This window comes from Cupriavidus sp. H18C1 (assembly GCF_049311595.1).
GTDB classification, from domain to species: Bacteria; Pseudomonadota; Gammaproteobacteria; order Burkholderiales; family Burkholderiaceae; genus Cupriavidus; species Cupriavidus cauae.
The window spans coordinates 701,551-725,185 of sequence record NZ_CP186008.1; the positions used below are offsets into that span (position 1 = coordinate 701,551).

Annotated in this window: 20 protein-coding genes and 6 pseudogenes; 8 read left to right on the forward strand and 18 right to left on the reverse strand. The window is 67.1% G+C overall.

What is annotated here, in order from left to right:
- Nucleotides 1-151 precede the first annotated feature (151 nt).
- The 11 genes and pseudogenes from iscX to uvrB all read right to left on the reverse strand — a co-directional run bounded on the left by iscX (nucleotide 152) and on the right by uvrB (nucleotide 11,108).
- Nucleotides 152-346 (reverse strand): Fe-S cluster assembly protein IscX, encoded by a 195-nt coding sequence (gene iscX / locus OJJOAM_RS03255; protein WP_149319309.1) that lies wholly within the window; start codon nucleotides 344-346, stop codon nucleotides 152-154.
- Nucleotides 347-412: 66 nt separating this feature from the next.
- Entirely contained in the window at nucleotides 413-751 is a 339-nt protein-coding gene (gene fdx, locus OJJOAM_RS03260; protein WP_053821506.1) for an ISC system 2Fe-2S type ferredoxin, read from the reverse strand.
- 54 nt (nucleotides 752-805) lie between these two features.
- Nucleotides 806-2,672: pseudogene (gene hscA, locus OJJOAM_RS03265) on the reverse strand (Fe-S protein assembly chaperone HscA).
- A 124-nt stretch (nucleotides 2,673-2,796) separates the two neighbouring features.
- The gene (gene hscB, locus OJJOAM_RS03270) at nucleotides 2,797-3,315 is read right to left on the reverse strand and encodes a Fe-S protein assembly co-chaperone HscB (RefSeq protein ID WP_422648849.1); all 519 of its coding nucleotides are present in this window, start codon (nucleotides 3,313-3,315) and stop codon (nucleotides 2,797-2,799) included.
- Nucleotides 3,316-3,430: 115 nt separating this feature from the next.
- Nucleotides 3,431-3,751: an iron-sulfur cluster assembly protein IscA gene (gene iscA, locus OJJOAM_RS03275; protein ID WP_023263777.1), complete on the reverse strand. Its 321-nt coding sequence runs from the start codon at nucleotides 3,749-3,751 to the stop codon at nucleotides 3,431-3,433.
- Nucleotides 3,752-3,774: 23 nt separating this feature from the next.
- Entirely contained in the window at nucleotides 3,775-4,179 is a 405-nt protein-coding gene (gene iscU / locus OJJOAM_RS03280) for a Fe-S cluster assembly scaffold IscU (RefSeq protein WP_053821503.1), read from the reverse strand.
- 48 nt (nucleotides 4,180-4,227) lie between these two features.
- A complete protein-coding gene (locus OJJOAM_RS03285; protein ID WP_422648850.1) occupies nucleotides 4,228-5,445 on the reverse strand; it encodes an IscS subfamily cysteine desulfurase in 1,218 nt (405 codons plus the stop codon).
- A gap of 64 nt (nucleotides 5,446-5,509) precedes the next feature.
- Nucleotides 5,510-6,079: a Fe-S cluster assembly transcriptional regulator IscR gene (iscR, locus tag OJJOAM_RS03290; RefSeq protein ID WP_422648851.1), complete on the reverse strand. Its 570-nt coding sequence runs from the start codon at nucleotides 6,077-6,079 to the stop codon at nucleotides 5,510-5,512.
- Between the two features lie 129 nt (nucleotides 6,080-6,208).
- A pseudogene (locus tag OJJOAM_RS03295) lies at nucleotides 6,209-8,435 on the reverse strand (site-specific recombinase).
- 88 nt (nucleotides 8,436-8,523) lie between these two features.
- Entirely contained in the window at nucleotides 8,524-9,000 is a 477-nt protein-coding gene (locus OJJOAM_RS03300) for a low molecular weight protein-tyrosine-phosphatase (protein WP_422648852.1), read from the reverse strand.
- Nucleotides 9,001-9,011: 11 nt separating this feature from the next.
- Entirely contained in the window at nucleotides 9,012-11,108 is a 2,097-nt protein-coding gene (gene uvrB / locus OJJOAM_RS03305) for an excinuclease ABC subunit UvrB (protein ID WP_422648853.1), read from the reverse strand.
- A 153-nt stretch (nucleotides 11,109-11,261) separates the two neighbouring features.
- Here uvrB and OJJOAM_RS03310 point away from each other — a divergent pair, with 153 nt between their 5' ends.
- Nucleotides 11,262-12,458, forward strand: coding sequence for an amino acid aminotransferase (locus tag OJJOAM_RS03310; RefSeq protein ID WP_149319317.1), 1,197 nt, complete (start codon nucleotides 11,262-11,264; stop codon nucleotides 12,456-12,458).
- Between the two features lie 376 nt (nucleotides 12,459-12,834).
- Nucleotides 12,835-14,077, forward strand: a pseudogene (locus tag OJJOAM_RS03315) (polyhydroxyalkanoate depolymerase).
- Nucleotides 14,078-14,239: 162 nt separating this feature from the next.
- Here OJJOAM_RS03315 and OJJOAM_RS03320 read toward each other — a convergent pair.
- Nucleotides 14,240-14,875, reverse strand: a complete 636-nt coding sequence (locus OJJOAM_RS03320) for a TetR family transcriptional regulator (RefSeq protein WP_006577706.1) — start codon at nucleotides 14,873-14,875, stop codon at nucleotides 14,240-14,242.
- Nucleotides 14,876-14,907: 32 nt separating this feature from the next.
- Here OJJOAM_RS03320 and OJJOAM_RS03325 point away from each other — a divergent pair, with 32 nt between their 5' ends.
- Genes OJJOAM_RS03325 through nth form a run of 3 tightly spaced genes read left to right on the forward strand, consistent with a single transcriptional unit; the run spans nucleotide 14,908 to nucleotide 16,567 of the window.
- Complete coding sequence (locus OJJOAM_RS03325) at nucleotides 14,908-15,084, forward strand: hypothetical protein (protein ID WP_422648854.1); 177 nt, start codon at nucleotides 14,908-14,910, stop codon at nucleotides 15,082-15,084.
- A 47-nt stretch (nucleotides 15,085-15,131) separates the two neighbouring features.
- A complete protein-coding gene (rsxB, locus tag OJJOAM_RS03330; RefSeq protein WP_422649481.1) occupies nucleotides 15,132-15,926 on the forward strand; it encodes an electron transport complex subunit RsxB in 795 nt (264 codons plus the stop codon).
- Nucleotides 15,923-16,567 carry an endonuclease III gene (nth, locus tag OJJOAM_RS03335; protein ID WP_422648855.1) on the forward strand — a complete coding sequence of 215 codons (645 nt, stop codon included), beginning with the start codon at nucleotides 15,923-15,925 and terminating at the stop codon, nucleotides 16,565-16,567. The genes rsxB and nth overlap by 4 nt, the downstream gene beginning before the upstream one ends.
- Before the next feature lie 75 nt (nucleotides 16,568-16,642).
- Here the strand turns inward: nth and OJJOAM_RS03340 are convergent, their stop codons facing one another.
- Both OJJOAM_RS03340 and OJJOAM_RS03345 read right to left on the reverse strand, forming a co-directional pair.
- A complete protein-coding gene (locus OJJOAM_RS03340) occupies nucleotides 16,643-17,230 on the reverse strand; it encodes a malonic semialdehyde reductase (RefSeq protein ID WP_422648856.1) in 588 nt (195 codons plus the stop codon).
- An 84-nt stretch (nucleotides 17,231-17,314) separates the two neighbouring features.
- Nucleotides 17,315-18,247 (reverse strand): DMT family transporter, encoded by a 933-nt coding sequence (locus OJJOAM_RS03345; protein WP_422648857.1) that lies wholly within the window; start codon nucleotides 18,245-18,247, stop codon nucleotides 17,315-17,317.
- Nucleotides 18,248-18,503: 256 nt separating this feature from the next.
- Here OJJOAM_RS03345 and OJJOAM_RS03350 point away from each other — a divergent pair.
- Both OJJOAM_RS03350 and OJJOAM_RS03355 read left to right on the forward strand, forming a co-directional pair.
- Nucleotides 18,504-18,936: pseudogene (locus OJJOAM_RS03350) on the forward strand (DUF1841 family protein).
- 137 nt (nucleotides 18,937-19,073) lie between these two features.
- On the forward strand, nucleotides 19,074-20,375 hold the full coding sequence (locus tag OJJOAM_RS03355; RefSeq protein WP_422648858.1) for a phospholipase A: 1,302 nt from the start codon (nucleotides 19,074-19,076) through the stop codon (nucleotides 20,373-20,375).
- Nucleotides 20,376-20,494: 119 nt separating this feature from the next.
- Here OJJOAM_RS03355 and OJJOAM_RS03360 read toward each other — a convergent pair whose 3' ends face one another.
- Nucleotides 20,495-20,911, reverse strand: coding sequence for a thioredoxin family protein (locus tag OJJOAM_RS03360; protein WP_422648859.1), 417 nt, complete (start codon nucleotides 20,909-20,911; stop codon nucleotides 20,495-20,497).
- Nucleotides 20,912-21,000: 89 nt separating this feature from the next.
- Nucleotides 21,001-21,592, reverse strand: a pseudogene (gene grpE / locus OJJOAM_RS03365) (nucleotide exchange factor GrpE).
- Between the two features lie 264 nt (nucleotides 21,593-21,856).
- On the opposite strand from grpE, the gene OJJOAM_RS03370 reads away from it, so the two are divergent.
- On the forward strand, nucleotides 21,857-22,042 hold the full coding sequence (locus OJJOAM_RS03370) for a hypothetical protein (protein ID WP_422648860.1): 186 nt from the start codon (nucleotides 21,857-21,859) through the stop codon (nucleotides 22,040-22,042).
- Nucleotides 22,043-22,078: 36 nt separating this feature from the next.
- On the opposite strand, the gene OJJOAM_RS03375 is transcribed toward OJJOAM_RS03370, so the two are convergent.
- Nucleotides 22,079-22,474: an RNA-binding S4 domain-containing protein gene (locus tag OJJOAM_RS03375; RefSeq protein ID WP_422648861.1), complete on the reverse strand. Its 396-nt coding sequence runs from the start codon at nucleotides 22,472-22,474 to the stop codon at nucleotides 22,079-22,081.
- Nucleotides 22,471-23,587: pseudogene (gene hemH / locus OJJOAM_RS03380) on the reverse strand (ferrochelatase). The gene OJJOAM_RS03375 and the pseudogene hemH overlap by 4 nt, the downstream one beginning before the upstream one ends.
- Between the last annotated feature and the right edge of the window lie 48 nt (nucleotides 23,588-23,635).

Below are 23,635 nucleotides of genomic sequence, written 5' to 3' on the forward strand. Positions count from 1 at the left end.
AAAAAAGCGCGCTCCTGGAGCGCGCTTTTTTGTCCGCACCGCCGGCCGACGACGCGGCGCATGACCCGGCCGCGTCGGCACGACGTTCGTACCGCTACTGCACTACTGCACTACTGCACTGCTGCACTACTGCACTACCGCCCTGCCTACCCTACTGCGCTTCCTCGATCCACGCGGCCTGGATGGCCTCGAGGATCTTTTCGCCGGACCGCTCGGGCAGGTCGTCGAAGCCGTCCAGCTCCAGCACCCAGCGGCGCAGGTCGGTGAAGCGCACCGTCAGCGGATCGACATCGGGGTACTTGTCGTACAGCGCTGCCGCGATGTCAAAGGTATCCGTCCATTTCATCAGGGGTTCTCCAAGGTCTTCGTTCGCCATGGAATCGCCATGCCGCCGGGGCAGGCAACACGGGCCTCAGTGGCCTTCCTTGGCGTGGTTGATGGTGTATTTGGGAATCTCGATGGTCAGGTCTTCGTCGGCGACGATGGCCTGGCAGGACAGCCGGGAATTCGGCTCGAGGCCCCAGGCCTTGTCGAGCAGGTCTTCCTCTTTCTCTTCGGCTTCGTTCAGCGAATCGAAGCCCTCGCGCACGACCACGTGGCAGGTGGTGCAGGCGCACGACTTCTCGCAGGCATGCTCGATCTCGATGTCATGCTCGAGCAGCACGTCGCAGATGCTGGTGCCCTTCCTGGCTTCGATCACGGCGCCCTCGGGGCAGTATTCGGCGTGGGGCAGTACGACAATCTGTGGCATATGGGGTCCTGATATTGGGGATGGCGGGCGACGCGGGAAGTGAAATGGAGCGCCTCAGCCGAGCTCCTGCACCTTGCGGCCGGCCAGCGCTTGCTTGATCGAGCGGTCCATGCGGCGGGCCGCGAACTCGTCGGTGCCACGCGACAGCGTCTCGATGGCCGCCTTGATCGCCAGATGGTCGTCGCCGGCGGCGGTCTCGCGCACGCTGTTCATCAGGGCTTCGACCTCGGCGCGCTCGTCGTCCGACAGCAGGTCGCCGTCGGCCTGCAGCGCGCTGCGGGTGGCCTCGAGCAGCCGCTCGGCCTCGACACGCTCCTCGGCGAGCGCGCGGCTCTTCATGTCGTGCTCGGCCTCGCGGAAGCTGTCCTGCAGCATCCGCGCGATATCGTCGTCGCCGAGGCCGTACGAGGGCTTGACGGCGATCGAGGCCTCGACGCCCGACTGCGTCTCGCGCGCCGACACCGACAGCAGGCCGTCGGCGTCGACCTGGTAGGTCACGCGGATACGGGCCGCGCCGGCCACCATCGGCGGAATGCCGCGCAGCTCGAAGCGCGCCAGCGAACGGCAGTCGCTGGCCAGTTCGCGCTCGCCCTGCAGCACGTGGATCGCCATCGCGGTCTGGCCGTCCTTGAAGGTGGTGAACTCCTGCGCGCGCGCGACCGGGATCGTGCTGTTGCGCGGGATGATCTTCTCGACCAGGCCGCCCATGGTTTCGACGCCCAGCGACAGCGGAATCACGTCGAGCAGCAGCCAGTCGTCGCCCGGCGCGTTGTTGCCGGCCAGCAGATTGGCCTGCATCGCCGCGCCCAGCGCGACCACCTTGTCCGGATCGAGATTGGTCAGCGGCGGCTGGCCGAAGAAATCGGCGACCGCCTTGCGGATCGACGGCATGCGCGTGGCGCCGCCGACCAGCACCACGCCCTTGACCTCGTCGGGCGCCACGCCGGCATCGCGCAGCGCCTTGCGCACCGGCGCCAGCGTCTTCTGCACCAGATGCGCGGTCATCTCGCGGAACTGCTCGGCGGTGAGCGGCAGATGGACGATCTCGCCGGTGGTCAGCACCGCGTCGATCACCGTGCTGTCGGCCTCCGACAGCGCTTCCTTGGCGGCACGCGCGCGCACCATCAGCAGGCGGGTGTCCTCCGCGGACAGCGGCTGCAGGCCGGCCTGCTCGACGATCCAGCAGACCAGGCGCTGGTCGAAGTCGTCGCCGCCCAGCGCGGAATCGCCGCCGGTCGCCATCACCTCGAAGACGCCCTTGGTCAGCTTCAGCACCGAGATGTCGAAGGTGCCGCCGCCGAGGTCGTAGACCGCATAGATGCCTTCCGAGGCGTTGTCGAGCCCGTAGGCGATCGCCGCCGCGGTCGGCTCGTTCAGCAGGCGCAGCACTTCGAGGCCGGCCAGGCGCGCCGCGTCCTTGGTCGCCTGGCGCTGCGCGTCGTCGAAATAGGCCGGTACGGTGATCACCGCGCCGACCAGGTCGTCGCCCAGCGCATCCTCGGCGCGCTGGCGCAGCGTGGCCAGGATCTCGGCCGAGACCTCGACCGGGCTCTTGATGCCGGCGACGGTCTTGATCTGCAGCATGCCGGGCGCGTCGACGAAGTCGTACGGGCTGTGCTCGATATGCGCGACGTCGTGCAGGCCACGGCCCATGAAGCGCTTGACCGAGACGATGGTGTTCTTGGGATCGCGCACCGCCTCTTCCTGGGCGCGGGAAGCCGATCTGCGCGGTCTGGTTCGGCAGATAGCGCACCACCGACGGCAGCAGCGTACGGCCGCTCTCGTCGGCCAGCACCTCGGGAATGCTGTTGCGAACGGCCGCCACCAGCGAATTGGTGGTGCCGAGGTCGATGCCGACCGCGAGCCGTCGCTGGTGGGGTGCCGGCGACATGCCGGGTTCGGAAATCTGAAGCAGTGCCATGTCAATCTTCTGTTGTCGGGGCGAGCGGCGCGATGGCCGGGCGAAGGTCCTGCGCGCGCCGCCGCAATACCCGCTTTTGCCGGGGCGCCATTGTGTCATGGCCCCCGCGATGGTGCCTGCCGCGCTAGCCTTCGAGGCGGTCGATCGCCTCGCTCGCGTCGTGCTCGATCTTCTCGACGAACATCAGCTGGCGCGCCGCGGCGGCCGCGGCCTCGTCGTCGCCGGCATCGAGCAGGCCGCCGAGCGCGTTCTGGCGTTCGCGCTTCTCCTGGCGCAGCGAGCGCAGCAGCGCGTCCAGCGCCGCGGCGTCGCGCTGCTGTACCGCGTCCTGCAGCGCCTCGCGCCATTCCATCTGCTGCATCAGGAAGTCGGGCGCCATCGCCGTATTGTTCTCGGCCTGGATATCGATGCCGCGCAGCGACAGCAGATAGATCGCGCGCTTGAGCGGCTGGCGCAGGGTCCGGTAGGCCTCGTTCGCATGCGCGGCCCATTGCATCGCGACGCGCCGTTCGGCGTCGCCGGCATGGGCGAAGCGGTCCGGATGCGCCTGCGATTGCACCGTGCGGTAGGCGGCGTCGAGCGCGGCCTCGTCGACGGTGAAGCGGGCCGGCAGCCCGAACAGGGCGAAATAATCGTCTTTCAAGGTAGTCCTGCTGGAAGGCCATGGCGAAGGCGGCGGCGCCTCGTCGGTGAGGCACCGCCGCCGTGCCCGGCGCTCTCCCGCCAGCGGGGAGAGGAACACGCTCAGGCCGCCGGCCTTACACGCGGAACGATTCGCCGCACCCGCACTCGTCCTTGACGTTCGGGTTGTTGAAGCGGAAGCCTTCGTTCAACCCTTCGCGGGCGAAGTCGAGCTCGGTGCCGTCGATGTACGGCAGGCTCTTGGGATCGACCACCACCTTGACGCCGTGCGACTCGAACACCTGGTCCTCCGGCTGCAGCTCGTCGACATACTCGAGCTTGTACGCCAGGCCGGAACAGCCGGTCGTCTTGACGCCGAGCCGCAGGCCGATGCCCTTGCCCCGGCGGTCCAGATAGCGCGAAACGTGCTTCGCGGCTTTTTCGGTCAATGTGATCATCGCTACCACTTCCCTTCGATCGCTCAGGCGGCCTGTTGCGTCGGGGCGCCCGCGTGCTTCTTCTTGTAGTCCTCGACCGCGGCCTTGATCGCGTCCTCGGCCAGGATCGAGCAGTGGATCTTGACCGGCGGCAGCGCCAGTTCCTCGGCGATCTGGGTGTTCTTGATCTCCAGCGCCTGGTCCACGGTCTTGCCCTTGACCCACTCGGTCACCAGCGACGACGAGGCGATCGCCGAGCCGCAACCGTAGGTCTTGAACTTCGCGTCTTCGATCACGCCCTGCTCGTTGACCTTGATCTGCAGCTTCATCACGTCGCCGCAAGCGGGCGCGCCCACCATGCCGGTGCCGACGGCGTCGTCGTTCTTGTCGAACGAACCGACGTTACGGGGGTTTTCGTAGTGGTCGAGTACCTTGTTGGAGTAAGACATGTTGGCTACCTCTGTGACGTATCTTTTATGGGGTCGGAAGGACAGCGTTCAATGCGCCGCCCATTGAATCGAATTCAGGTCCACGCCGTCCTTGTACATCTCCCACAGCGGGGACAGGTCGCGCAGCTTGCCGATCTTGCTCTTCAACAGTTCGACCGTGTAATCGATCTCCTGTTCGGTGGTGAAGCGCCCGACGGTGAAGCGGATCGAGCTGTGCGCCAGTTCGTCGTTGCGGCCCAGCGCGCGCAGCACATAGGACGGCTCCAGCGAGGCCGAGGTGCAGGCCGAGCCCGACGACACCGCGACGTCCTTGATCGCCATGATCAGCGATTCGCCTTCGACGAAGTTGAAGCTGACGTTCAGGTTGTGCGGCACGCGGCGCTCGAAGTCGCCGTTCAGATAGACCTCTTCCATGCCCGACAGGCCGTTCCAGAGGCGGTCGCGCAGCATGCGGATGCGCTCGTTCTCGGTCGCCATTTCCTCGCGGGCGATGCGGAAGGCCTCGCCCATGCCGACGATCTGGTGCGTCGCCAGCGTGCCGGAACGCATGCCGCGTTCGTGGCCGCCGCCGTGCATCTGCGCCTCGATGCGCACGCGCGGCTTGCGGCGGACGTACAGCGCGCCGATGCCCTTCGGGCCATAGGTCTTGTGCGCGGAGAACGACATCAGGTCGACCTTCAGCTTCGACAGGTCGATCGCGACCTTGCCGGTGGCCTGCGCGGCGTCGCAATGGAAAATGATGCCCTTCTCGCGGCAGATCTCGCCGATCTGCTCGATGTCCTGGATCACGCCGATCTCGTTGTTGACCAGCATCACCGAGACCAGGATGGTGTCCGGGCGCAGCGCCTGCTTGAACACCTCGATGTCGACCAGGCCGTTTTCCTGCACGTCCAGGTAGGTGACCTCGAAACCCTGGCGCTCCAGCTCGCGCGTGGTGTCGAGCACGGCCTTGTGCTCGGTCTTGACCGTGATGATGTGCTTGCCCTTGCCCGAGTAGAAATTGGCCGCGCCCTTGATGGCGAGGTTGTCGGACTCGGTCGCGCCGGAAGTCCAGACGATCTCGCGCGGATCGGCGCCGACCAGCGCGGCCACCTGCTCGCGCGCTTCCTCGACGGCCTTCTCGGCTTCCCAGCCGTAGGCGTGACTGCGCGACGCGGGATTGCCGAACTGCTCGCGCAGATACGGAATCATCTTGTCCGCCACGCGCGGGTCCACCGGCGTGGTGGCCGAATAATCCATGTAGATCGGGAAATGTGGGGTGCTCATCGTTGTCACTGCCTTGTTTTGACTGCCTGGTGGGACACTGTGCGTCGCCTGGCTGGAGTCCCGCTCAGGACTGCGCCAGGCTGAAAACCGAATTCACCATCTTGGGCCGGGCGGGCTTGTCCGCCTTTTCCGCCGCGCCGGGCTGCGCCGTCCGCGCCGCCGGTGCGCTCTGGCGGGCGCTGCCCTCCTCGCGCATGTCGCGCAGCACGCCGGGCTGGCGGGCGCGCTGCTGCTCGACCAGATCCTTCAGCGAGACCGAGTCCAGATACTCGACCATCTTCTGGTTCAGGGTCGCCCACAGCTCGTGGGTCATGCAGCGGCCGGTATTCTCGTCGCCATTGCAATTGCCCTTGCCGCCGCACTGGGTGGCATCGAGCGGCTCGTCCACCGCGATGATGATGTCGGCCACCGTCACGTCCTCGGACTTGCGCGCCAGGCTGTATCCGCCGCCCGGGCCGCGCACGCTCTCGACGATCTGATGCCGGCGCAGCTTGGCGAACAGCTGTTCCAGGTAGGACAGGGAGATCTTCTGGCGCTGGCTGATGCCGGCCAGCGTCACCGGCCCCTGATCCTGGCGCATGGCCAGGTCGATCATGGCGGTTACCGCGAAGCGGCCTTTGGTCGTCAATCTCATGATTGCGGGGGTAATACCTGATGAATTTCGTCAAGTATAAATTTCCCGACTAAATCGGTCAACTACCCCATGTCACTTCTTCGGCAGATCCCCTTGTGATGGCAAGGGCATTGCCGCAGTCGGTGACGGTCAGGCTCGGTGGCCCTCCGCGTCAGCCGGCGCCTGGCGCGGCGGCACGATCAGCGACAGTGGATGGCGCAGGATGCGCGCCCGCACCGCGGCGCTCAGCGCGCGCCGGTCCACCCGACGCAGGTTGCGCGAGCGCAGCGCCATGTAGAAGGCCAGCGCGAAGCTGACGGCGACGTTCAGCAGGCCCATCAGCGCGATGCCGGCCACCGCCAGCCACAAGGCCGGCATCCGCAGCGCATCGAGGCCCAGCACGCCGATCGCGGTGCCGACCGAGCCCGTGGACAGCGTCACGTGGCGGACCTCCATATGGGGACCGAAGAAGCTCAGGATCTCCGGCCCCAGCCCCAGCAGGAAGCCCAGCGACACGTTGCCCGCGATGCCGGACAGGTTGCGTTTCCAGAAATCGGCCAGCCGCATGGCGCCCCGCTCGCCCAGCACATAACGCAGCCGGCGATGGTAGGCGAGCACGTCGTGCACGCGGTGCAGCGCGAACCAGTTGTCCGCCCACCCGGCAATCAGGCTCGACAGCCACAGCAGCACGCCGGTGAAGATCGCGTACAGCGGCGTCGGACCCAGGATCGAGAACGATTCGATGGTGGCGATCGCCTTGGCCGGCGTGATCAGGTTGACCGACAGCAGCTTGCCGGCCAGCCACTGGATCGCCAGCGCCACCGGAAACACCACCGCGAGATTGCCGACGATGGCCGCCGCGTTCGAGCGGATCATCGCGACGGTATCGTCGACGAACGCCTCCCTGCCTTCCGGCCGTCCCACCGCATCGAGCCGATGCGCCAGGGCCGGACCGGTCATCGCCGGCTGCTTGGTGGCCAGCGTGAAATGCGCGAAATGGATCGCCAGGAAGCTGCCGGCATAGTTCAGCGAGGCCAGCAGCCCTTCGATGAACTTGTCCAGATGCAGGCCATAGATCAGGAACTTCAGATAGACCGTGGCCACCGTGATCAGTCCGCCGCCGGCCGCGGCCCGCACCAGGTCGCCGTACTCCTTGCGGTCGCGCGTGATGTAGTGCTCGCCGGTCTCGGCCGAGCGCTCGACCACCTTGCGCGCCAGCTGCGAGAACGATTCCGCGGCCAGATGCTTGACGCTGCGGCGCGCCTGCGTCGAACGGATCAGTTCGCCGGCCAGCTGCGCGACCTTGCCCCGGCGCGCGGGATCGACCCAGGCGGCGAGCAGCATGTCGATACGGGCGAGCCGCACCTTCATCCGCTCGATCTGGAACACCACTTCGACCGAAACGCCGTTCTCTTCGAGATCCGCGTAGACATGGCGCGCGGCGTCGTGGCAGCCGTCGAGCAGCGCCCGGCAGTAGTTCAGGCGGTGCAGGAAGACATCGCTGTCGCGCGCCAGCCCTTCCTCGCACAGCGCGGCCACGGCGGCACCGAGCCGGAAGAACGGCGTGTCGTCGACCCGGCCCGGCAGCCGCGCGCGGATCGACTGGCTCAGCCCGGTAGCGCGCACCTGGCTGGCCAGCACCTGGATGCTGCTCGCCAGCGTGCGCTCGAGATGGTCCCAGTAGCGGGCGGGCAGGGTCTGGCGTGCGGCTGCGGCCTCGCCATCGCGCGCGCCCTCGTCCGCGCCTTCGCTGGCCCCCCTCGCTTTCGGCGGCGCCCGCACCTGCACCCGCCCCTGCACCGGCACTCGCGCCTTCAATCGGACCTTCGCCGGCGGCCTCGTCCGGCGCAAACATCAGCAGCGCGCCGAGCCGTTCGAGCAGCTCCGCATCGAGCGCCGCCACCCAGTCGGCGTCGCGCTCGCCGACGAACAGCAGCGCGAACAGATCCGCCATGTCACCGCGGTTCGGCGGCGGCGACAGGAAGCGCGCCTGCAGGCGATCCATCATCTCGCCCCAGAAGCCCGGGTGCGAGGCCACGCCGGTGTCGCAGAACAGCCCGGTCGGATCGTTGTCCCGCAGGATCGTGCGGACCGTGCGGGCAAAGCGTGCGGCCAGGTCAGGATTGCGTTCGAGCACCTGCAGCAGATAGCGCAGCCGCACGTGCTCGGGCCAGACATCGTCGCCGCGGGCCGCCTCGGCGGCCGCGGCAGTGCCCACGGCCGGCCAGCCATCGCGGCGCAGCCAGTAGCCCAATTCGATCAGCCAGCCGTTGCGCTCGGCCAGCGTGCCATCGGGATTGGCGGCGGACAGGATGGCGTCCAGCTGCAGGCTGGCATTACGCGACTCGCGCCATTTGCGAAGCAGGGTTCGGAACATCGGGAAGGAAGGGAAAGACTGGCGCGAATCGGGTCGGACGCACGCCGGTGAGCAGGCAGGCAGACGGGCCGCGGCGCGGCCCCCGCGGTCATTGCCGCTGGCGCAGCATCGCGACGATGCCCTCGCAGGCGTCTTCGACATAATCGAGCACGCGCTCGAAGCCGTCGCCTTCGCCGTAGTAGGGATCGGGCACCTCGTCGGCATCGTGCCGGGTGGCGAAGTGCATCAGCAGCTTCACCTTGTGGCGATGCTCGGGCGGGCACAGGGCCTGCAGCCGCGCGAGATTGTCGCGGTCCATCGCCAGCACCAGGTCGAAGCGGGCGAAGTCCTCGACCGCCGCCAGCCGCGCCCGCTGCCCGGCGAGGTCATAGCCGCGCGCCAGCGCGTGCTGCTGCGCGCGGCGGTCGGGCGCATGGCCCAGGTGATAGCTGTGGGTGCCGGCCGAATCGACTTCGACGGCGTCGGTCAGGCCGGCCTGCGCGAGCTTGGCGCGCAGCACGCCTTCCGCGGTCGGCGAGCGGCAGATATTGCCCATGCAGCACATCAAAATGGCAAAGCGTTTCATCGTTTCCAATCTCACGCCGGCAGCGCCCCGCCCTCGCCCGCCGCGCCGAACACCTGCTGCTTGAGCTTGCTCAGTTGGTCGCGGACCTGCGCGGCCTGCTCGAATTCCAGGTTCTTGGCATGGTCGAGCATCTTCTTCTCGAGCCGCTTGATTTCCTTGGCGACCTGCTTCTCGCTCATGTCCTCGTAGCGGGCGCGCTCCTCGGCGGCCATCAGCTCGGCCTTGACCTCATTCGGATCGTAGACGCCGTCGATGATGTCCTTGATCCGCTTGACCACGCCGCGCGGCGCGATGCCGTTGGCGGTATTGAACGCGATCTGCTTGGTGCGGCGGCGCTCGGTCTCGTCGATCGCCTTGCGCATCGAGTCGGTAATGCGGTCGGCGTACAGGATCGCGGTGCCGTTGACGTTGCGCGCGGCGCGGCCGATGGTCTGGATCAGCGAGCGCTCCGCGCGCAGGAAGCCTTCCTTGTCGGCGTCGAGGATCGCCACCAGCGAAACCTCGGGGATATCCAAACCCTCTCGCAGCAGGTTGATGCCGACCAGCACGTCGAAGGCGCCCAGCCGCAGGTCGCGGATGATCTCGACGCGTTCCACGGTGTCGATATCCGAATGCAGGTAGCGGACCTTGATGCCGTTCTCGGACAGGAACTCGGTCAGCTGCTCGGCCATCCGCTTGGTCAGCGTGGTGACCAGCACGCGTTCGCCCGCCTGGATCCGCAAATGGATTTCCGACAGCAGATCGTCGACCTGCGAGACGGCGGGACGCACGGTGATGATCGGATCGACCAGGCCGGTGGGCCGCACCACCTGCTCGACCACCTGGCCCGCATGGGCGCGCTCGTAGTCGGCCGGCGTGGCGGTGACGAACACCGCCTGCCGCATCTTGCGCTCGAACTCCTCGAACTTCAGCGGCCGGTTGTCCATCGCGGACGGCAGCCGGAAGCCGTATTCGACCAGCGTGGTCTTGCGCGAACGGTCGCCGTTGTACATCGCGTTGAGCTGGCCGATCAGCACGTGCGACTCGTCCAGGAACATCAGCGCGTCGGGCGGCAGATAGTCGACCAGCGTCGGCGGCGGATCGCCGGGACGCGCGCCGGACAGATGGCGCGAATAGTTCTCGATGCCCTTGCAGAAGCCCAGCTCGGCCAGCATTTCGAGGTCGAAACGCGTGCGCTGCTCCAGCCGCTGCGCCTCCACCAGCTTGTTTTCCTTGTAGAAGAAATCGAGCCGCTCGCGCAGCTCCGCCTTGATCGCCTCGATGGCGCGCAGCACGGTCTCGCGCGGGGTCACGTAGTGGCTCGACGGATAGACGGTGAAGCGCGGAATCTTCTGCCGCACCTTGCCGGTCAGCGGATCGAAGTACTGCAGCGACTCGATCTCGTCGTCGAACAGCTCGACCCGCACCGCCACCTCGGCGTGTTCGGCCGGGAAGATGTCGACGGTGTCGCCGCGCACGCGGAAGGTGCCGCGCTGGAAGTCGGTGTCGTTGCGGGTGTACTGCATCGCGATCAGCCGCCCGATCACGTCGCGCTGGCTGATGCGGTCGCCGGCCCGCAGAGTCAGAATCATCTGATGGTATTCGTTCGGGTTGCCGATACCATAGATCGCTGACACTGTCGCCACGATGATCGTGTCGCGCCGCTCCAGCAGGCTCTTGGTCGCCGACAGCCGCATCTGCTCGATATGCTCGTTGATCGACGAGTCCTTCTCGATGAACAGATCGCGTTGCGGGACGTAGGCCTCCGGCTGGTAGTAGTCGTAGTAGCTGACGAAGTACTCGACCGCGTTGCGCGGAAAGAACTCGCGGAATTCGGAGTAAAGCTGGGCGGCCAGCGTCTTGTTCGGGGCAAAGACGATGGCCGGCCGGCCCATTCGGGCGATCACATTGGCCATCGTGAAGGTCTTGCCCGAGCCCGTCACGCCGAGCAGCGTCTGGTAGGACAGGCCGTCCTCGATGCCTTCGACCAGCTGGCGGATCGCCTCGGGCTGGTCGCCGGCCGGCGGATAGGGCTGATACAGCTGAAACGGCGAACCGGGGAAGCTGACGAATTTGTCCTCGTCCGGGGTGTGAGCAGCATCCGCGAGAGGCACGGCGAGATTCGACATAGACGGGCAGAAAACCTTTGGAATACGGGCGGATACGCTAGAATCTCGGGGTTGCGCGGTCCGTTTCAAGGCGGACCCACCGCACGCCCCCAGCGCAGTCCGAGCATTCTACGCCTTCCCGTTTTGTTACATAGCTGACCACGAGAATCCCAAATGAGTTTGTTTTCTGCCGTCGAGATGGCCCCGCGCGATCCCATCCTGGGCCTGAATGAAGCGTTCAACGCCGACACCCGTGCCAACAAGGTCAATCTGGGCGTGGGCGTGTACTTCACCGACGAAGGGAAGATTCCGCTGCTGCGCGCGGTGCAGGAAGCCGAGAAGGCCCGCCTGACGACGGCCACCCCGCGTGGCTACCTGCCGATCGAAGGCATCGCGGCCTACGACCAGGCGGTGCAGACGCTGCTGTTCGGCAAGAACTCGCCGCTGATCACGGAGGGCCGTGTGGTGACGGCTCAGGCACTCGGCGGCACCGGCGCGCTGAAGATCGGCGCCGACTTCCTGAAGCGCCTGTATCCGGACGCCAAGGTTGCGATCAGCGATCCGAGCTGGGAGAACCACCGCGCGCTGTTCGAAGCCGCCGGTTTCCAGGTGGTCAACTATGCCTATTACGACGCCCCGAGCCACGGCCTGAATTTCGCCGGCATGGTGGAGTCGCTGAAGTCGTATCCGGCCAACACGATCGTCGTGCTGCACGCCTGCTGCCACAACCCGACCGGCGTCGACCTGTCGGCCGAGCAATGGCAACAGGTGGTCGGCCTGATCAAGGAACGGAACCTGATCCCCTTCCTCGACATGGCCTACCAGGGCTTCGCCGACGGCATCGACCAGGACGGCGCCGCGGTGCGTCTGTTCGCCGAGTCGGGCCTGCCCTTCTTCGTCTCGAGCTCGTTCTCGAAGAGCTTCTCGCTGTATGGCGAACGCGTCGGCGCGCTGTCGATCGTGACCACCGGCAAGGAAGAGGCGCAGCGCGTGATGTCGCAGGTCAAGCGCGTGATCCGCACCAACTACTCGAACCCGCCCACGCATGGCGGCACCGTGGTCGCGACCGTGCTGAACAGCCCGGAACTGCGGGCGATGTGGGAGGAAGAACTGGCCGAAATGCGCGACCGCATCAAGCAGATGCGCCACGCGCTGGTCGACAAGCTGGCCGCCAAGGGCGTGTCGCGCGACTTCTCCTTCGTCAAGGCGCAGCGCGGCATGTTTTCGTACTCGGGCCTGACCACCGAGCAGGTCGAGCGCCTGAAGTCGGAACACGGCATCTACGCGGTCGGCACCGGCCGGATCTGCGTGGCGGCGCTCAATAGCCGCAATATCGACGCCGTGGTCGACGCGATCGCCGCGGTGCTGTAAGCCTCAGGACCACTCCTGACGCCAGCGGGCCCATCGTCGATGGGCCCGCGTGCTTTCTGCTGCCCGTTTCAAACTCTCCCACCCGTTCCAATCGGCCCGGCCGCTCCAGCAGCGCCCGCCTCCGGCCGCTGGCGCCTCCCCGCTTATCGGCGCGCTTTTGTGCGCCGCACAGCACCCACATCGCCCGCCCTGTCGGTGTAGTCCAACACCGCGCCAGAATTACAGCCATTGTCCTATTGAGTTCCACTCACGCCGGCATACCTTTAGGTATATGCTGCGTTGCAAGATCGTGCGTACGGTCGTTCGCAAAACGAACAGGTTGAGCGCATAATCCGCCACAGCAGAAAAACCGATATCGAAAGGCAGGTGTTCGGCAATGCTTTACCAACTGCATGAGTTTCAGCGCTCGATCCTGAACCCGCTCACGGCGTGGGCCCAGGCGACGGCCAAGACGTTTACCAACCCCCCTGAGCCCGCTGTCGCTGGTGCCGGGGGCCACCCGGCTGGCCGCGGGCTATGAGCTGCTGTACCGGCTCGGCAAGGAATACGAGAAGCCCGCCTTCGACATCAAGTCCGTTCGCTCCAACGGCCGCGATATTCCGATCGTCGAGCAGACGATCATGGAAAAGCCGTTCTGCAAGCTGATCCGCTTCAAGCGCTACGCGGACGAACCCGAGACGATCAAGCTGCTGAAGGACGAACCGTCGGTGCTGGTCTGCGCGCCGCTGTCCGGCCACCATGCGACGCTGCTGCGCGACACGGTGCGCACGCTGCTGCAGGACCACAAGGTCTATGTGACCGACTGGGTCGACGCCCGCATGGTGCCGATCGAGGACGGCCCCTTCCACCTGGCCGACTACATCCGCTACATCCAGGAATTCATCCGCCATCTCGGCGCCGAGGACCTGCATGTCGTGTCGGTCTGCCAGCCGACCGTGCCGGTGCTGGCCGCGATCTCGCTGATGGCCTCGGCCGGCGAGAAGACGCCCAAGACGATGACGATGATGGGCGGCCCGATCGACGCGCGCAAAAGCCCGACCGCGGTCAATTCGCTGGCGACCAACAAGTCGTACGAGTGGTTCGAGAACAATGTCATCTACACGGTACCGGCCAACTATCCCGGCCACGGCCGTCGCGTCTATCCCGGCTTCCTGCAGCATGCGGGCTTCGTCGCAATGAACCCGGACCGCCACCTGTCCTCGCATTACGACTACTACCTGAGCCTGATCGAGGGCGATGCCGACGATGCCGAGGCGCATGTCCGCTTCTACGACGAATACAACGCCGTGCTCGACATGGCGGCCGAGTACTACCTCGACACCATCCGCGAAGTCTTCCAGGAGTTCCGGTTGGCCAATGGCACCTGGGAGATTCAGGGCGAGCCGGTGCGGCCGCAGGACATCAAGCACACCGCGCTGATGACGATCGAGGGCGAGCTCGACGACATCTCGGGCGCGGGCCAGACCGCCGCCGCGCACGACCTGTGCGCCGGCATTCCGAAGACCCGCAAGCAGCATCTGACCGCGCCGAAGTGCGGGCACTACGGCATCTTCTCCGGCCGGCGCTGGCGCGAGACCATCTATCCGGAACTGCGCGATTTCATCCGCAAATACCGCTGAGCGGGGCTGAGTCGAACTGGGCCGGGCCGAGCGACCGAGCCCGACTCGGCAGACTCACCGGACTCACTGGACTCAGCCGTCGACGGATCGCCGGCAGATCGCCAATGACAAACGGGACCGCCACGCGGTCCCGTTTGCTTTCCCTTTGCCGCTTTCCGCGGCCTAGCGCCGCGCCAGATACGCCAGCAGCATGTCCGTATGCAACTGGGCAAAGCGCTCGTGCTCGTCCTGCGAGGCCACGTCGCGGCCGATCACCGCGCTGATGGTGTAGCGATTCGACAGCACGTAATACCCCAGCGCCGAAATCGTCAGATAGAGCTGCGGCACATCGACGCCGTCGCGGAACACGCCCTGCCGCTGGCCGCGGCGAACGATCTCGGCCAGCACGTCCACCACCGGATTGACGAGGTCGTGCAATTGCGCGGATTTCTTCAGATGCCGCGCCTCGTGCAGGTTTTCGCTGTTGACCAGGCGGATGAACTCGGGATGCTGGTAGTACCAGTCCCAGACGAAGCGGGCCAGCGTGCGGACCGCGGCGACCGGGTCCTCGTCGCCGATCTGCAGGCGCTCCTCGGCGGCGCGGAACTGCGCATACTGCCGTTCGAGCACCGCGAGAAACAGCCCTTCCTTGCTCCCGTAGTAGTAATACAGCATGCGCTCGTTGGTCTCGGCGCGGCGGGCAATCTGGTCGACGCGTGCGCCGGCCAGGCCGCCCTTGGCGAACTCCTCGGTGGCCGCATCCATGATGCGACGACGGGTTCCTTCGGGATCGCGTTTCGTCTTGGTGGCGTTCGACATGCGTGGTCGGGGTCGATTTTGTGGATTATGGCATGGCGCACCTGCGCCACTGGCGCGGGCCGGCCGGGTTGATCAGCTTCCGCGCCATGGCGAAGCGCGCATCTTCATGGTTTCTGCGGCGCGGCGAAATCGGGGATAATCCTTGCCGCGTCAGCCGCACCGTACGGCTGCACCTTGTGTTACCCCGCATCGTTCCCCTGCTTTCGTGACCGCTTCCGCCGCCGATACCGCTCCCGCTTCCCCCGCCGATGCTTCCCTGGACGCCGGTCTGGCGGCCCGCGCCGACCGCCTCGAGGCCCTGCTGCCCCAGACGCAATGCACCAAATGCGGCTTTCAGGGATGCCGTCCGTATGCCGAAGCCATGGCGCGCGGAGAGGCTGACTGCAATCGCTGCCCGCCCGGCGGTGCCGAAGGCATCCGGCGGCTGGCGGCCGAGCTCGGTGTCGCGCCGTTGCCGCTCGATCCGAGCCACGGCACCGAACAGCCGCGCGCGGTCGCGCGCATCGACGAGACGCTGTGCATCGGCTGCACGCTGTGCATTCAGGCCTGCCCGGTCGACGCGATCGTCGGCGCCGCCAAGCAGATGCACACCGTGCTGCCGGACTGGTGCACCGGCTGCGACCTGTGCGTGGCGCCCTGCCCGGTCGACTGCATCGCGATGATTCCGGTCACCGGCGAGCGCACCGGCTGGGACGCCTGGTCGCAGCCGCAGGCCGACGCCGCCCGTGCCCGCTATCTGTCGCGCAGGCAGCGGCTGGTGCGCGAGCGCGAGGAAAACGAAGCGCGGCTGGCGGCCAAGGCCGCCGCCAAGCTGGAAGCGCTGCGCCAGGAAGCGGCATCGTCCGAGGCCGAACGCCAGGCGCAGGAACGCAAGAAGGCCATCATCCAGGCGGCGATCGAACGCGCGCGCCAGAAGCGGCAGGCCGCCCAGCCGCTCAACGCCGCACCTCCCGATCCGGTTGACCGCCCTGACGCCACGCCGGCCGCCGCGCCCGGGCATTCCGGCCAGCCCGACCATCCCGTCCCCTCCGACACCAAGCGACCACAATGAACGCCGCCAAGTGCCGCGCGCTGTTTGAAACGCTCAGAGAAACCAACCCGTCGCCCACCACCGAACTCGAGTACAGCTCGCCGTTCGAACTGCTGATCGCCGTGCTGCTGTCGGCCCAGGCGACCGACGTCGGCGTCAACAAGGCCACCCGCAAGCTGTTCGCGATCGCGAACACGCCGCAGAAGATCCTGGCCCTGGGCGAGTCCGGCCTGATCGAGTACATCAAGACCATCGGCCTGTACAAGACCAAGGCCAAGCACGTGATGGAGACCTGCCGGATCCTGGCCGAGCGCTATGGCGGCAAGGTGCCGGCCGATCGCGAGGCGCTGGAAGCGCTGCCCGGCGTCGGCCGCAAGACCGCCAACGTGGTGCTGAACACCGCCTTCGGCCATCCGACCGTCGCGGTCGACACGCACATCTTCCGCGTCAGCAACCGCACCGGACTCGCGCCCGGCAAGACCGTGCAGGCCGTCGAGATGAAGCTGCTGGAGGTGGTGCCCGACGAGTTCCTGCACGACGCGCACCACTGGCTGATCCTGCACGGCCGCTACGTCTGCAAGGCGCGCAAGCCCGAATGCTGGCATTGCGCGATCGAGACGTTGTGCGAGTACCCGGACAAGACGCTGCCGCCGCGGCTGTGACCACGCGAGCAGCCAGCGCGGTGACCTGATCGTCCGTCGACCGGTCACCCGGTCACTGGTCACCCTTTCACCCGATCAAACGATCCGGCAGGCCTCGTCGAAGCTCAGGCGGGGGTTGCGCGGGAACAGCTTGTCGGCGTCGCCATAGCCGAGGTTGATCAGGAAGTTGACCGACCATTTGCCGTCGGGGAAGAACGCCGCATTGACCTTGGCCGGGTCGAAGCCGCCCATCGGGCCGCAATCGAGGCCGAGCGCGCGCGCCGCCAGGATCAGGTAGGCGCCTTGCAGCGAGCTGTTGACCAGCGCGTCGCGGGCGATTTTCTCCGGCTGGCCCACATACCAGGAACGGGCATCGGCGTGCGGGAACAGCCTGGGCAGCTGCTCGTGGAAGGCGGTGTCGAAGGCGACGATCGCGGTCACCGGGGCCGAGCGGGTCTTGTCGACGTTGCCCGGCGACACGCATTCGACCAGCTTCGCCTTCTGCGCCGCGGTCTTGACGAACACGATGCGGGCCGGCGTGCTGTTGGCCGCGGTCGGGCCGAACTTCATCGCCTCGTACAGCTGATGCAGCACGGCGTCGTCGATCTGCCGGTCCTGCCAGGCGCTATGCGTACGGGCCTCGGTGAACAGTTGGGCGATGGCGGCCTGGTCGAGCGGTTTCATGCGGATTCCTAAGGGAAGTTCGGGAAAGGGCGCATTCTACCGGCGCGTCCCGTCCCTTCCCCGCCAAGGATTTCAGCAAGCCGTTCAATTTTGTTGTACAGGCGCGGGGGCCGTGCCCTTGCGCGTCAGCCACAGCACGCCGGCCAGGATCAGGCCGCCGCCGATGGCCTGGGTCATGCCGATCTGCTCGCCCAGCAGCAGCGCGGCCAGCAGCACCGTGACCACCGGCTCCAGCGTGGACAGCATCGAGGCCTGCGCCGCGCCGAGCCGTTGCAGGCCGGCGAAGAAGGTCAGGATGGCCAGCACCGTCGACAGCAGCGCGATCGCCGCCAGCGCCAGCCAGCCGCCGGCATCGGCCGGAAACTGCGGCGGCAGGCCGGCGACTCCCCGGGCCAGCGCGGCGCCGACATAGACGACGGCGGCCGCGGTGCAGACCACCGTGGTGGTCGCCACGGGGTGCACGCCGGGCGTCAACCTCGCGCCGACGATGATGTAGACGGAGTAGATCAGCGCCGACGCCAGCCCGAGGCCGATGCCGAGCGCGCTGCCCTGCCCGCCGCCGACGGTCAGGCCCGCGCCGACCGAGCACAGCACCAGCGCGGTCACGGCCACGCCGGTCAGCTTCTCCTTCAGGAACAGCGCCGCCATCACGGTGACGAAGACCGGATACAGATAGAGCAGCAGCGCGACCAGGCTGGCCTGCGCATGGTTCAGCGCGCTGAAGAAGCAGAACGACTGGCCGACATAGCCAATGCCGCCCATCGCCGCCAGCGCCAGCACGCGCGGCCACGGCGGCAGCGCGATCCGCTGCCAGCGCATCACCGCCGCCAGCGCGATCGCGGCCAGCACGAAGCGCACCGACAGCAGGCCATAGACGTCGGCGCCCGCGTCATAGGCGAAGCGGGCGAAGATCGCCATCGCGCCGAAGGCGCTGGCCGAGATGGCGATCAGCAGCACGCCGGCCAGCTTGTCGCCGGCGTGCCGCAGCAGGGTCGATGAGCGAGGGGTAGCGGTCATGGAGGGGGGCCGGGCCCTGTGGCGAGGTCTACGGAAGGTCCAACGTCAGGTCGAACACGTGGAACGGGTCGAATCGGTCGAACCGGTCGAACGGGTCGAACGCGCTCGAACGCTGGTAAAAACGCCCGGTCGAACGGCACGCCGGACGATCCCGCATTCTAGTCGGCAGGCGGCCCCTGCGGCACAGTGGCGATGCCATGCGCCGTGGACCGGCGCCGGCAAGCCCGCGGGCCGTCGTTTTACAATCCGCCCCATCATGTTCAATCCCTCCCGTGAAGAAGTCCGCCGGTTCTTTTTGCGAAGCCTGGCGCAAGCAAGGCGCCAACGAAGTCCTGACGCCGCTCGAGGCGATCGCCGTCGACTGGATCCGCCACCACCCCGAATACCACGACCAGCTGGCCGACGCCGACGCGGCCGTCGCCGAGGAATTCACGCCGGAGCGCGGGCAGACCAACCCCTTCCTGCATCTGGCCATGCATCTGTCGATCGCCGAGCAGGTGTCGGTCGACCAGCCGCGCGGCATCCGGCAGGCGTTCGAACAGCTGGCGCGCCGGCTCGATTCGCCGCACGAGGCCCATCATCAGATGATGGAATGCCTCGGCGAGATGCTGTGGCAATCGCAGCGCAGCGGGCTGCCGCCGGACGGCGAACACTACATCGCCTGCGTCCAGCGCCGCGCCCGCGGCTGATTTCCGGTGGATCCCCGGGCGAGCGCCCGTACAAATCGTCACAGCTAGCCCGGGCGGCGACGTGCTAGGCTTTGCCGCGTTGCCATTCCGGGCCGTGCCATGCGTCATATCCGGCACGCCCCTCCAAATTTCCCATGATGCCGATGCTCCGAAGCCCGTCCGCGGGTCGTCGTCCGCGCCTGCTCGCGCCCGCCGCCGCTGTTTCTGTCGCCCTCGCCGCCCTGTGCGCGCCGTCCGCCCACGCCGCGATCGCGCTGCTGCAGCCGCCGCGCGTGCTGGACGGCGCGCAGCCGCTGCGGCTGACGCTGCTGGTGACCGCCGACACGGCCAACCGCAGCTATCTGGTGCCCGATACGCTCGAAGTGGTCGCCTCGCCCGAAATGCTGGCGCCGATGCGGATCACGATGCGCCGGATCACGCCGGGGCCGGCCACGGTGCGCCTGCGCCGCGGGGAAAATCGCACCATCCAGTACCAGGGCGAGATCCCGCCGACGCTGCGCGGCCAGATCCGGCTCGATCCGGTCGGCCTCGACGCCGCGCCGGTGCTGGTAACGCTGAACCAGTCGGGCATCGCGCCTCCCGCCACCGGCGCACCGCCGGCGACGACCGCGGCCGCGCCGGCCGATCACGACGACCAGCAGGCGGATATCGCCGCGACGCCCGTCGAAACGGTGGTCCAGCCGAAGGGACCGGGGCAGCCGGTCTACGACCAGCCGATCCTGTCGGGCGGCAGCCGGCTGACCTTCAACGATCCGATGTACTACGCCGTCGGCGCGCACGGCGGCGCCAATGCCAAGTTCCAGTTCAGCTTCAAGTACCGGATCTTCGAAGGGCGCGACCCGAACTCGCGCTACTGGCTGGACAATCTGTACGTTGGCTACACGCAGTTCTCGCTGTGGGATCTGTCGGAGGAATCGAAGCCCTTCCACGACACCAACTACCGGCCAAGCATCTTCTATTACCTGTCCGATACCGGCGTGCGCAATCGCTGGATCAGCCGGCTGTCGGTGGCCACCGGCCTCGAACACGAATCGAATGGCCGCGACGGCGACCAGTCGCGCAGCATCAATACGCTGTTCCTGAAGCCGACCTTCCACTTCGGCGAGACGGACGACTGGCACTGGACCGTGACGCCCAAGCTCTACTACTACCTGGAGAAGAGCGACAACAGCGATATCGCGCGTTACCGCGGCTTCATGGATCTGCGGGTCGCCTACGGCAAACCCGATTCGTGGGAGCTGGCGGCGACGGTGCGCAAGGGCACCCGCCAGTGGTACGGCAGCGTCGACGCGCAGTTCACCTACCCGATGGGCCGGTTGATCCCGGGCACGGCCGGCTATCTGATGGCCGGCTACTTCGTCGGCTATGGCGAGAGCCTGCTCGACTACAACCGCAAGACGCCCTGGCAGTTCCGCATCGGCTATTCGCTGAACCGCTGAGAGGCTGAGCGCCGGCGACCGCCGAGCCGCTGCGCGCGGGCGATGGTCGGGGCTCCGAGCGCACGCGACCGCTGGGACGCCGGGCGCGCCGGGCCGCGGGTTGCGGCCCTACCGGACCGTCATCCGGCGAGCGGCTTGCCGCTGGCCTTCAGCCGCGCGTTGGCAACCGCCGCGGAGAACTGTCCGATGCCATGCCACCCGGTGGCGCGGCCGAGCTTCTTGCCGCGGTGGAAGAACATGAACACCGGGATGCCGTACAGCCCGAAGCGCCGTCCCAGCGCGGGATAGGTGTAGACGTCGGCGTGCAGCCAGTGCAGATCGAGCTCGCGCAACGGGTCCGGATTGGCCAGCATGGCCTTCTTGGCCATCTCGCAGTTGTAGCAGTCCTCGCCCCAGAAGAACACGCAGACCAGCTCGTCGCCGGCGGCGGCGAGCGCATCGTCGATGGTGTCATGATCGACCGCGCGCATGCCGAAGGCCTCGAACGCGCGGTGATCGGTGTGGGGCGCCGGCGCTGCGCCGAACGGGTAAGGCATCGCATTTCTCCACAAACGAGAACGCCCGGTGCCGAAACGGCGCCGGGCGTGGCTGCGCATCGGAGGCAGGCCGGTCTGCCCGCCGACCCTTACTTCGGCGCAGCCACCGTCACCAATGCAGGCCGCAGGACCCGGTCCGCGATCAGATAGCCGCGTTGCAGCACGGCCACCACCGTATTGGGTTCCTGCTCCGAAGGCACCATCGAAATCGCCTGGTGCCGATGCGGGTCGAACTTCTCGCCGACCGGATTCAGTTCGACCATGCGGCCCTTCTCGAAGGCGCTGGCCAGCTGCTTGGCGGTCAGTTCGACCCCCCTCGCGCAGCTTGGCGATATCGCCCGAGCCATCGGCCAGCGCGGCCTGCAGGCTGTCCATCACCGGCAGCAGATGCTCGGCGAAGCTCTCGATGGCGAACTTGTGGGCCTTGGCCACGTCTTCCTGCGCCCGGCGCCGGATGTTTTCGGCCTCGGCCACGGCACGCAGATACAGATCGTAGTTCTCGCGTGCCTTGGCTTCCTGCTCGGCCAGCTGTGCGGCGAGCTGGGTCGCCACGTCATCCGCGGCTGCGGCGGGCTCGGTCGTCTGGTTGGGCGTGGCCGATTGCGCGGCTTGCGCTTCGGCGGCCTGGTCGGCGGACGAGGTCGGCGGCGTGTTGGATGGCGTTTGCTTCTGGTCTTCCATGTCGATCCGTTTCAGAACAAGTTGCGGCCGCACGGGGCGGTCCGCCTGGGGTCAATCGGAATTCAGCTGGCAACTGGTGGCGCCAAGCCGATATTTCAAGAGCGGACGGACATCTGCAGGAAACATCAGCTTACAAACTTAAACCAGTGCTGCGGGGAGTGAAATTGCTTTGCTGCAGTGCAGCTTCTAAGATAAATCCAAAAAAACGACAAAACTGCCGGGGTGCCGTCCCATATTGAAGTCTTTCCTGCCGGGGGTAAGGCCATGCGCAAGCTGCCGAAGCCGTCGAACAAAACGCCGAAGTTTTCGCTCTTCACCCTGCTGGTACTTCTTTCGCTGGCGGCCCTGACCGTCTTCATCTGGCTCTCCGACGGACTGACCCCACGCGACAGCGTCGACGGCGGCGCCGATCCGGCGCTGCGCCAATACATCATCCAGTATTCCCGCTGACACACGGCCCGCCCAGGCGGGCCGTGCCGCTTCGGTTCACCCTTTCAGATCCTCGATGCGGCGGCGGTCGCGCTTCGTCGGGCGCCCCTGCAATTGCGACGCCGGCTCCACATGAAGACGCCGCCGTTCGGCCTCGGCGGCGCGCCGCGTCCGACTTTCCTCGGTTTCCTCGTAGAGCGTCTGCGCCACGGATGCCGGCCCGCGGGCCGGGGCGATGCCCTTGACGACCAGCTCCCAGCGCTGCTGATGGGCGTCGATGCGGATCGTGTCGCCCGGCTTGACCTCGCGCGAATTCTTGCATGGCTGGCCGTTGACCTCCACCCGGCCCCGCTCGACGGCCTCCGCCGCCAGCGAGCGGGTCTTGAAGAAGCGCGCGCACCACAGCCACTTGTCGATCCGCTGGCGCGCATCGTCCTCGTATGACGGGTTCATGCCGCTGCCCCCCTTGCCTGCGCCAGCGAGCGCCTGGCCTCCAGTTCGTGCGCGTGCGGCAGCCGCAGGGGCCAGCCCTGCATATGCTGCAGCGCGATCTCCGACAGCGCGGTGATCCAGAACGGCGCGTCGTTCAGGCACGGAATGAAGTGGAATTCCTTGCCGCCGGCGACCTTGAATTCGGACTGTCCCTCCATCGCGATCTCTTCCAGCGTCTCGATGCAGTCGGCCGGAAAGCCCGGGCAGAACACATCGACCCGCGCGGTGCCGACCTTGCCCAGCTCGGTCAGCGTCGGCGCCGTATAGGGCTGCAGCCACTCGGCCTTGCCGAAGCGCGACTGGAAGGTGACCTGGTACTGGCCCGGCTGCAGGCCCAGCGCCTCGCCCAGCATGCGGCCGGTCTTCAGGCATTCGCAGTGATAGGGATCGCCCAGTTCGAGCGTGCGCCGCGGCACGCCGTGGAAGGACAGGATCAGCCGGTCGCCGCGCGCGAAATCCGGCGCGCCGTGCTGAGCCCAGTAGGCGCCGACCTGCTGGTGCAGCGCGCCGAGATAGGCCGGATGATCGTGGAAATGCTTGACCAGCCGCAGCTCCGGCTGATTGCGCCATTCGCCCAGCACGCGGAACAGCTCGTCGAAGGCGGTCGCGGTGGTGGTGCCGGAATACTGCGGATACATCGGCAGCGCCAGGATGCGCTCGCAGCCCTGGCGCCGCAGCGCCTCCATCACCGAGGGGATCGACGGGTTGCCGTAGCGCATCGCGCAGGCCACCGTCACGTCGTGCCCCTGCTGCGCCAGCAACTGCTGCAGCGCATGCGCCTGCCGTTCGGTATGGACCAGCAGCGGCGAGCCGGTCCGGTGCGCCTCGCGCAGCCAGATCGATTCGTACTTGAGCGCCGACGCGCGCGAGCGCAGCGGCAGGATCAGCCCGTACAGCACCGGCAGCCAGGCCGCGCGCGGAATCTCCACCACGCGCGGATCGGACAGGAACTGCTTCAGGTAGCGGCCGACCGCCTTGGGGGGTCGGCTCGTCCGGCGTGCCCAGATTGATCAGCAGGATCGCCGTGCGGGGCGCCTGCCCATGCCGATAGGCCGGTTCTGCGGTAAATGTCATAGGGATTCCGGTATCGCGCGGGCGCGAAGGCCGCCCTGCGCGTGGCGG

What these genes read in the sequence shown, in the direction of transcription:
- iscX (WP_149319309.1), bottom strand. Translation starts at nt 346, where the DNA reads ATGAAATGGACGGATACCTTTGACATCGCGGCAGCGCTGTACGACAAG.
- fdx (WP_053821506.1), bottom strand. Translation starts at nt 751, where the DNA reads ATGCCACAGATTGTCGTACTGCCCCACGCCGAATACTGCCCCGAGGGC.
- iscA (WP_023263777.1), bottom strand. Translation starts at nt 3,751, where the DNA reads ATGATCACATTGACCGAAAAAGCCGCGAAGCACGTTTCGCGCTATCTG.
- iscU (WP_053821503.1), bottom strand. Translation starts at nt 4,179, where the DNA reads ATGTCTTACTCCAACAAGGTACTCGACCACTACGAAAACCCCCGTAAC.
- OJJOAM_RS03285 (WP_422648850.1), bottom strand. Translation starts at nt 5,445, where the DNA reads ATGAGCACCCCACATTTCCCGATCTACATGGATTATTCGGCCACCACG.
- iscR (WP_422648851.1), bottom strand. Translation starts at nt 6,079, where the DNA reads ATGAGATTGACGACCAAAGGCCGCTTCGCGGTAACCGCCATGATCGAC.
- OJJOAM_RS03300 (WP_422648852.1), bottom strand. Translation starts at nt 9,000, where the DNA reads ATGAAACGCTTTGCCATTTTGATGTGCTGCATGGGCAATATCTGCCGC.
- uvrB (WP_422648853.1), bottom strand. Translation starts at nt 11,108, where the DNA reads ATGTCGAATCTCGCCGTGCCTCTCGCGGATGCTGCTCACACCCCGGAC.
- OJJOAM_RS03310 (WP_149319317.1), top strand. Translation starts at nt 11,262, where the DNA reads ATGAGTTTGTTTTCTGCCGTCGAGATGGCCCCGCGCGATCCCATCCTG.
- OJJOAM_RS03320 (WP_006577706.1), bottom strand. Translation starts at nt 14,875, where the DNA reads ATGTCGAACGCCACCAAGACGAAACGCGATCCCGAAGGAACCCGTCGT.
- OJJOAM_RS03325 (WP_422648854.1), top strand. Translation starts at nt 14,908, where the DNA reads ATGGCGCACCTGCGCCACTGGCGCGGGCCGGCCGGGTTGATCAGCTTC.
- nth (WP_422648855.1), top strand. Translation starts at nt 15,923, where the DNA reads ATGAACGCCGCCAAGTGCCGCGCGCTGTTTGAAACGCTCAGAGAAACC.
- OJJOAM_RS03340 (WP_422648856.1), bottom strand. Translation starts at nt 17,230, where the DNA reads ATGAAACCGCTCGACCAGGCCGCCATCGCCCAACTGTTCACCGAGGCC.
- OJJOAM_RS03345 (WP_422648857.1), bottom strand. Translation starts at nt 18,247, where the DNA reads ATGACCGCTACCCCTCGCTCATCGACCCTGCTGCGGCACGCCGGCGAC.
- OJJOAM_RS03355 (WP_422648858.1), top strand. Translation starts at nt 19,074, where the DNA reads ATGCCGATGCTCCGAAGCCCGTCCGCGGGTCGTCGTCCGCGCCTGCTC.
- OJJOAM_RS03360 (WP_422648859.1), bottom strand. Translation starts at nt 20,911, where the DNA reads ATGCCTTACCCGTTCGGCGCAGCGCCGGCGCCCCACACCGATCACCGC.
- OJJOAM_RS03370 (WP_422648860.1), top strand. Translation starts at nt 21,857, where the DNA reads ATGCGCAAGCTGCCGAAGCCGTCGAACAAAACGCCGAAGTTTTCGCTC.
- OJJOAM_RS03375 (WP_422648861.1), bottom strand. Translation starts at nt 22,474, where the DNA reads ATGAACCCGTCATACGAGGACGATGCGCGCCAGCGGATCGACAAGTGG.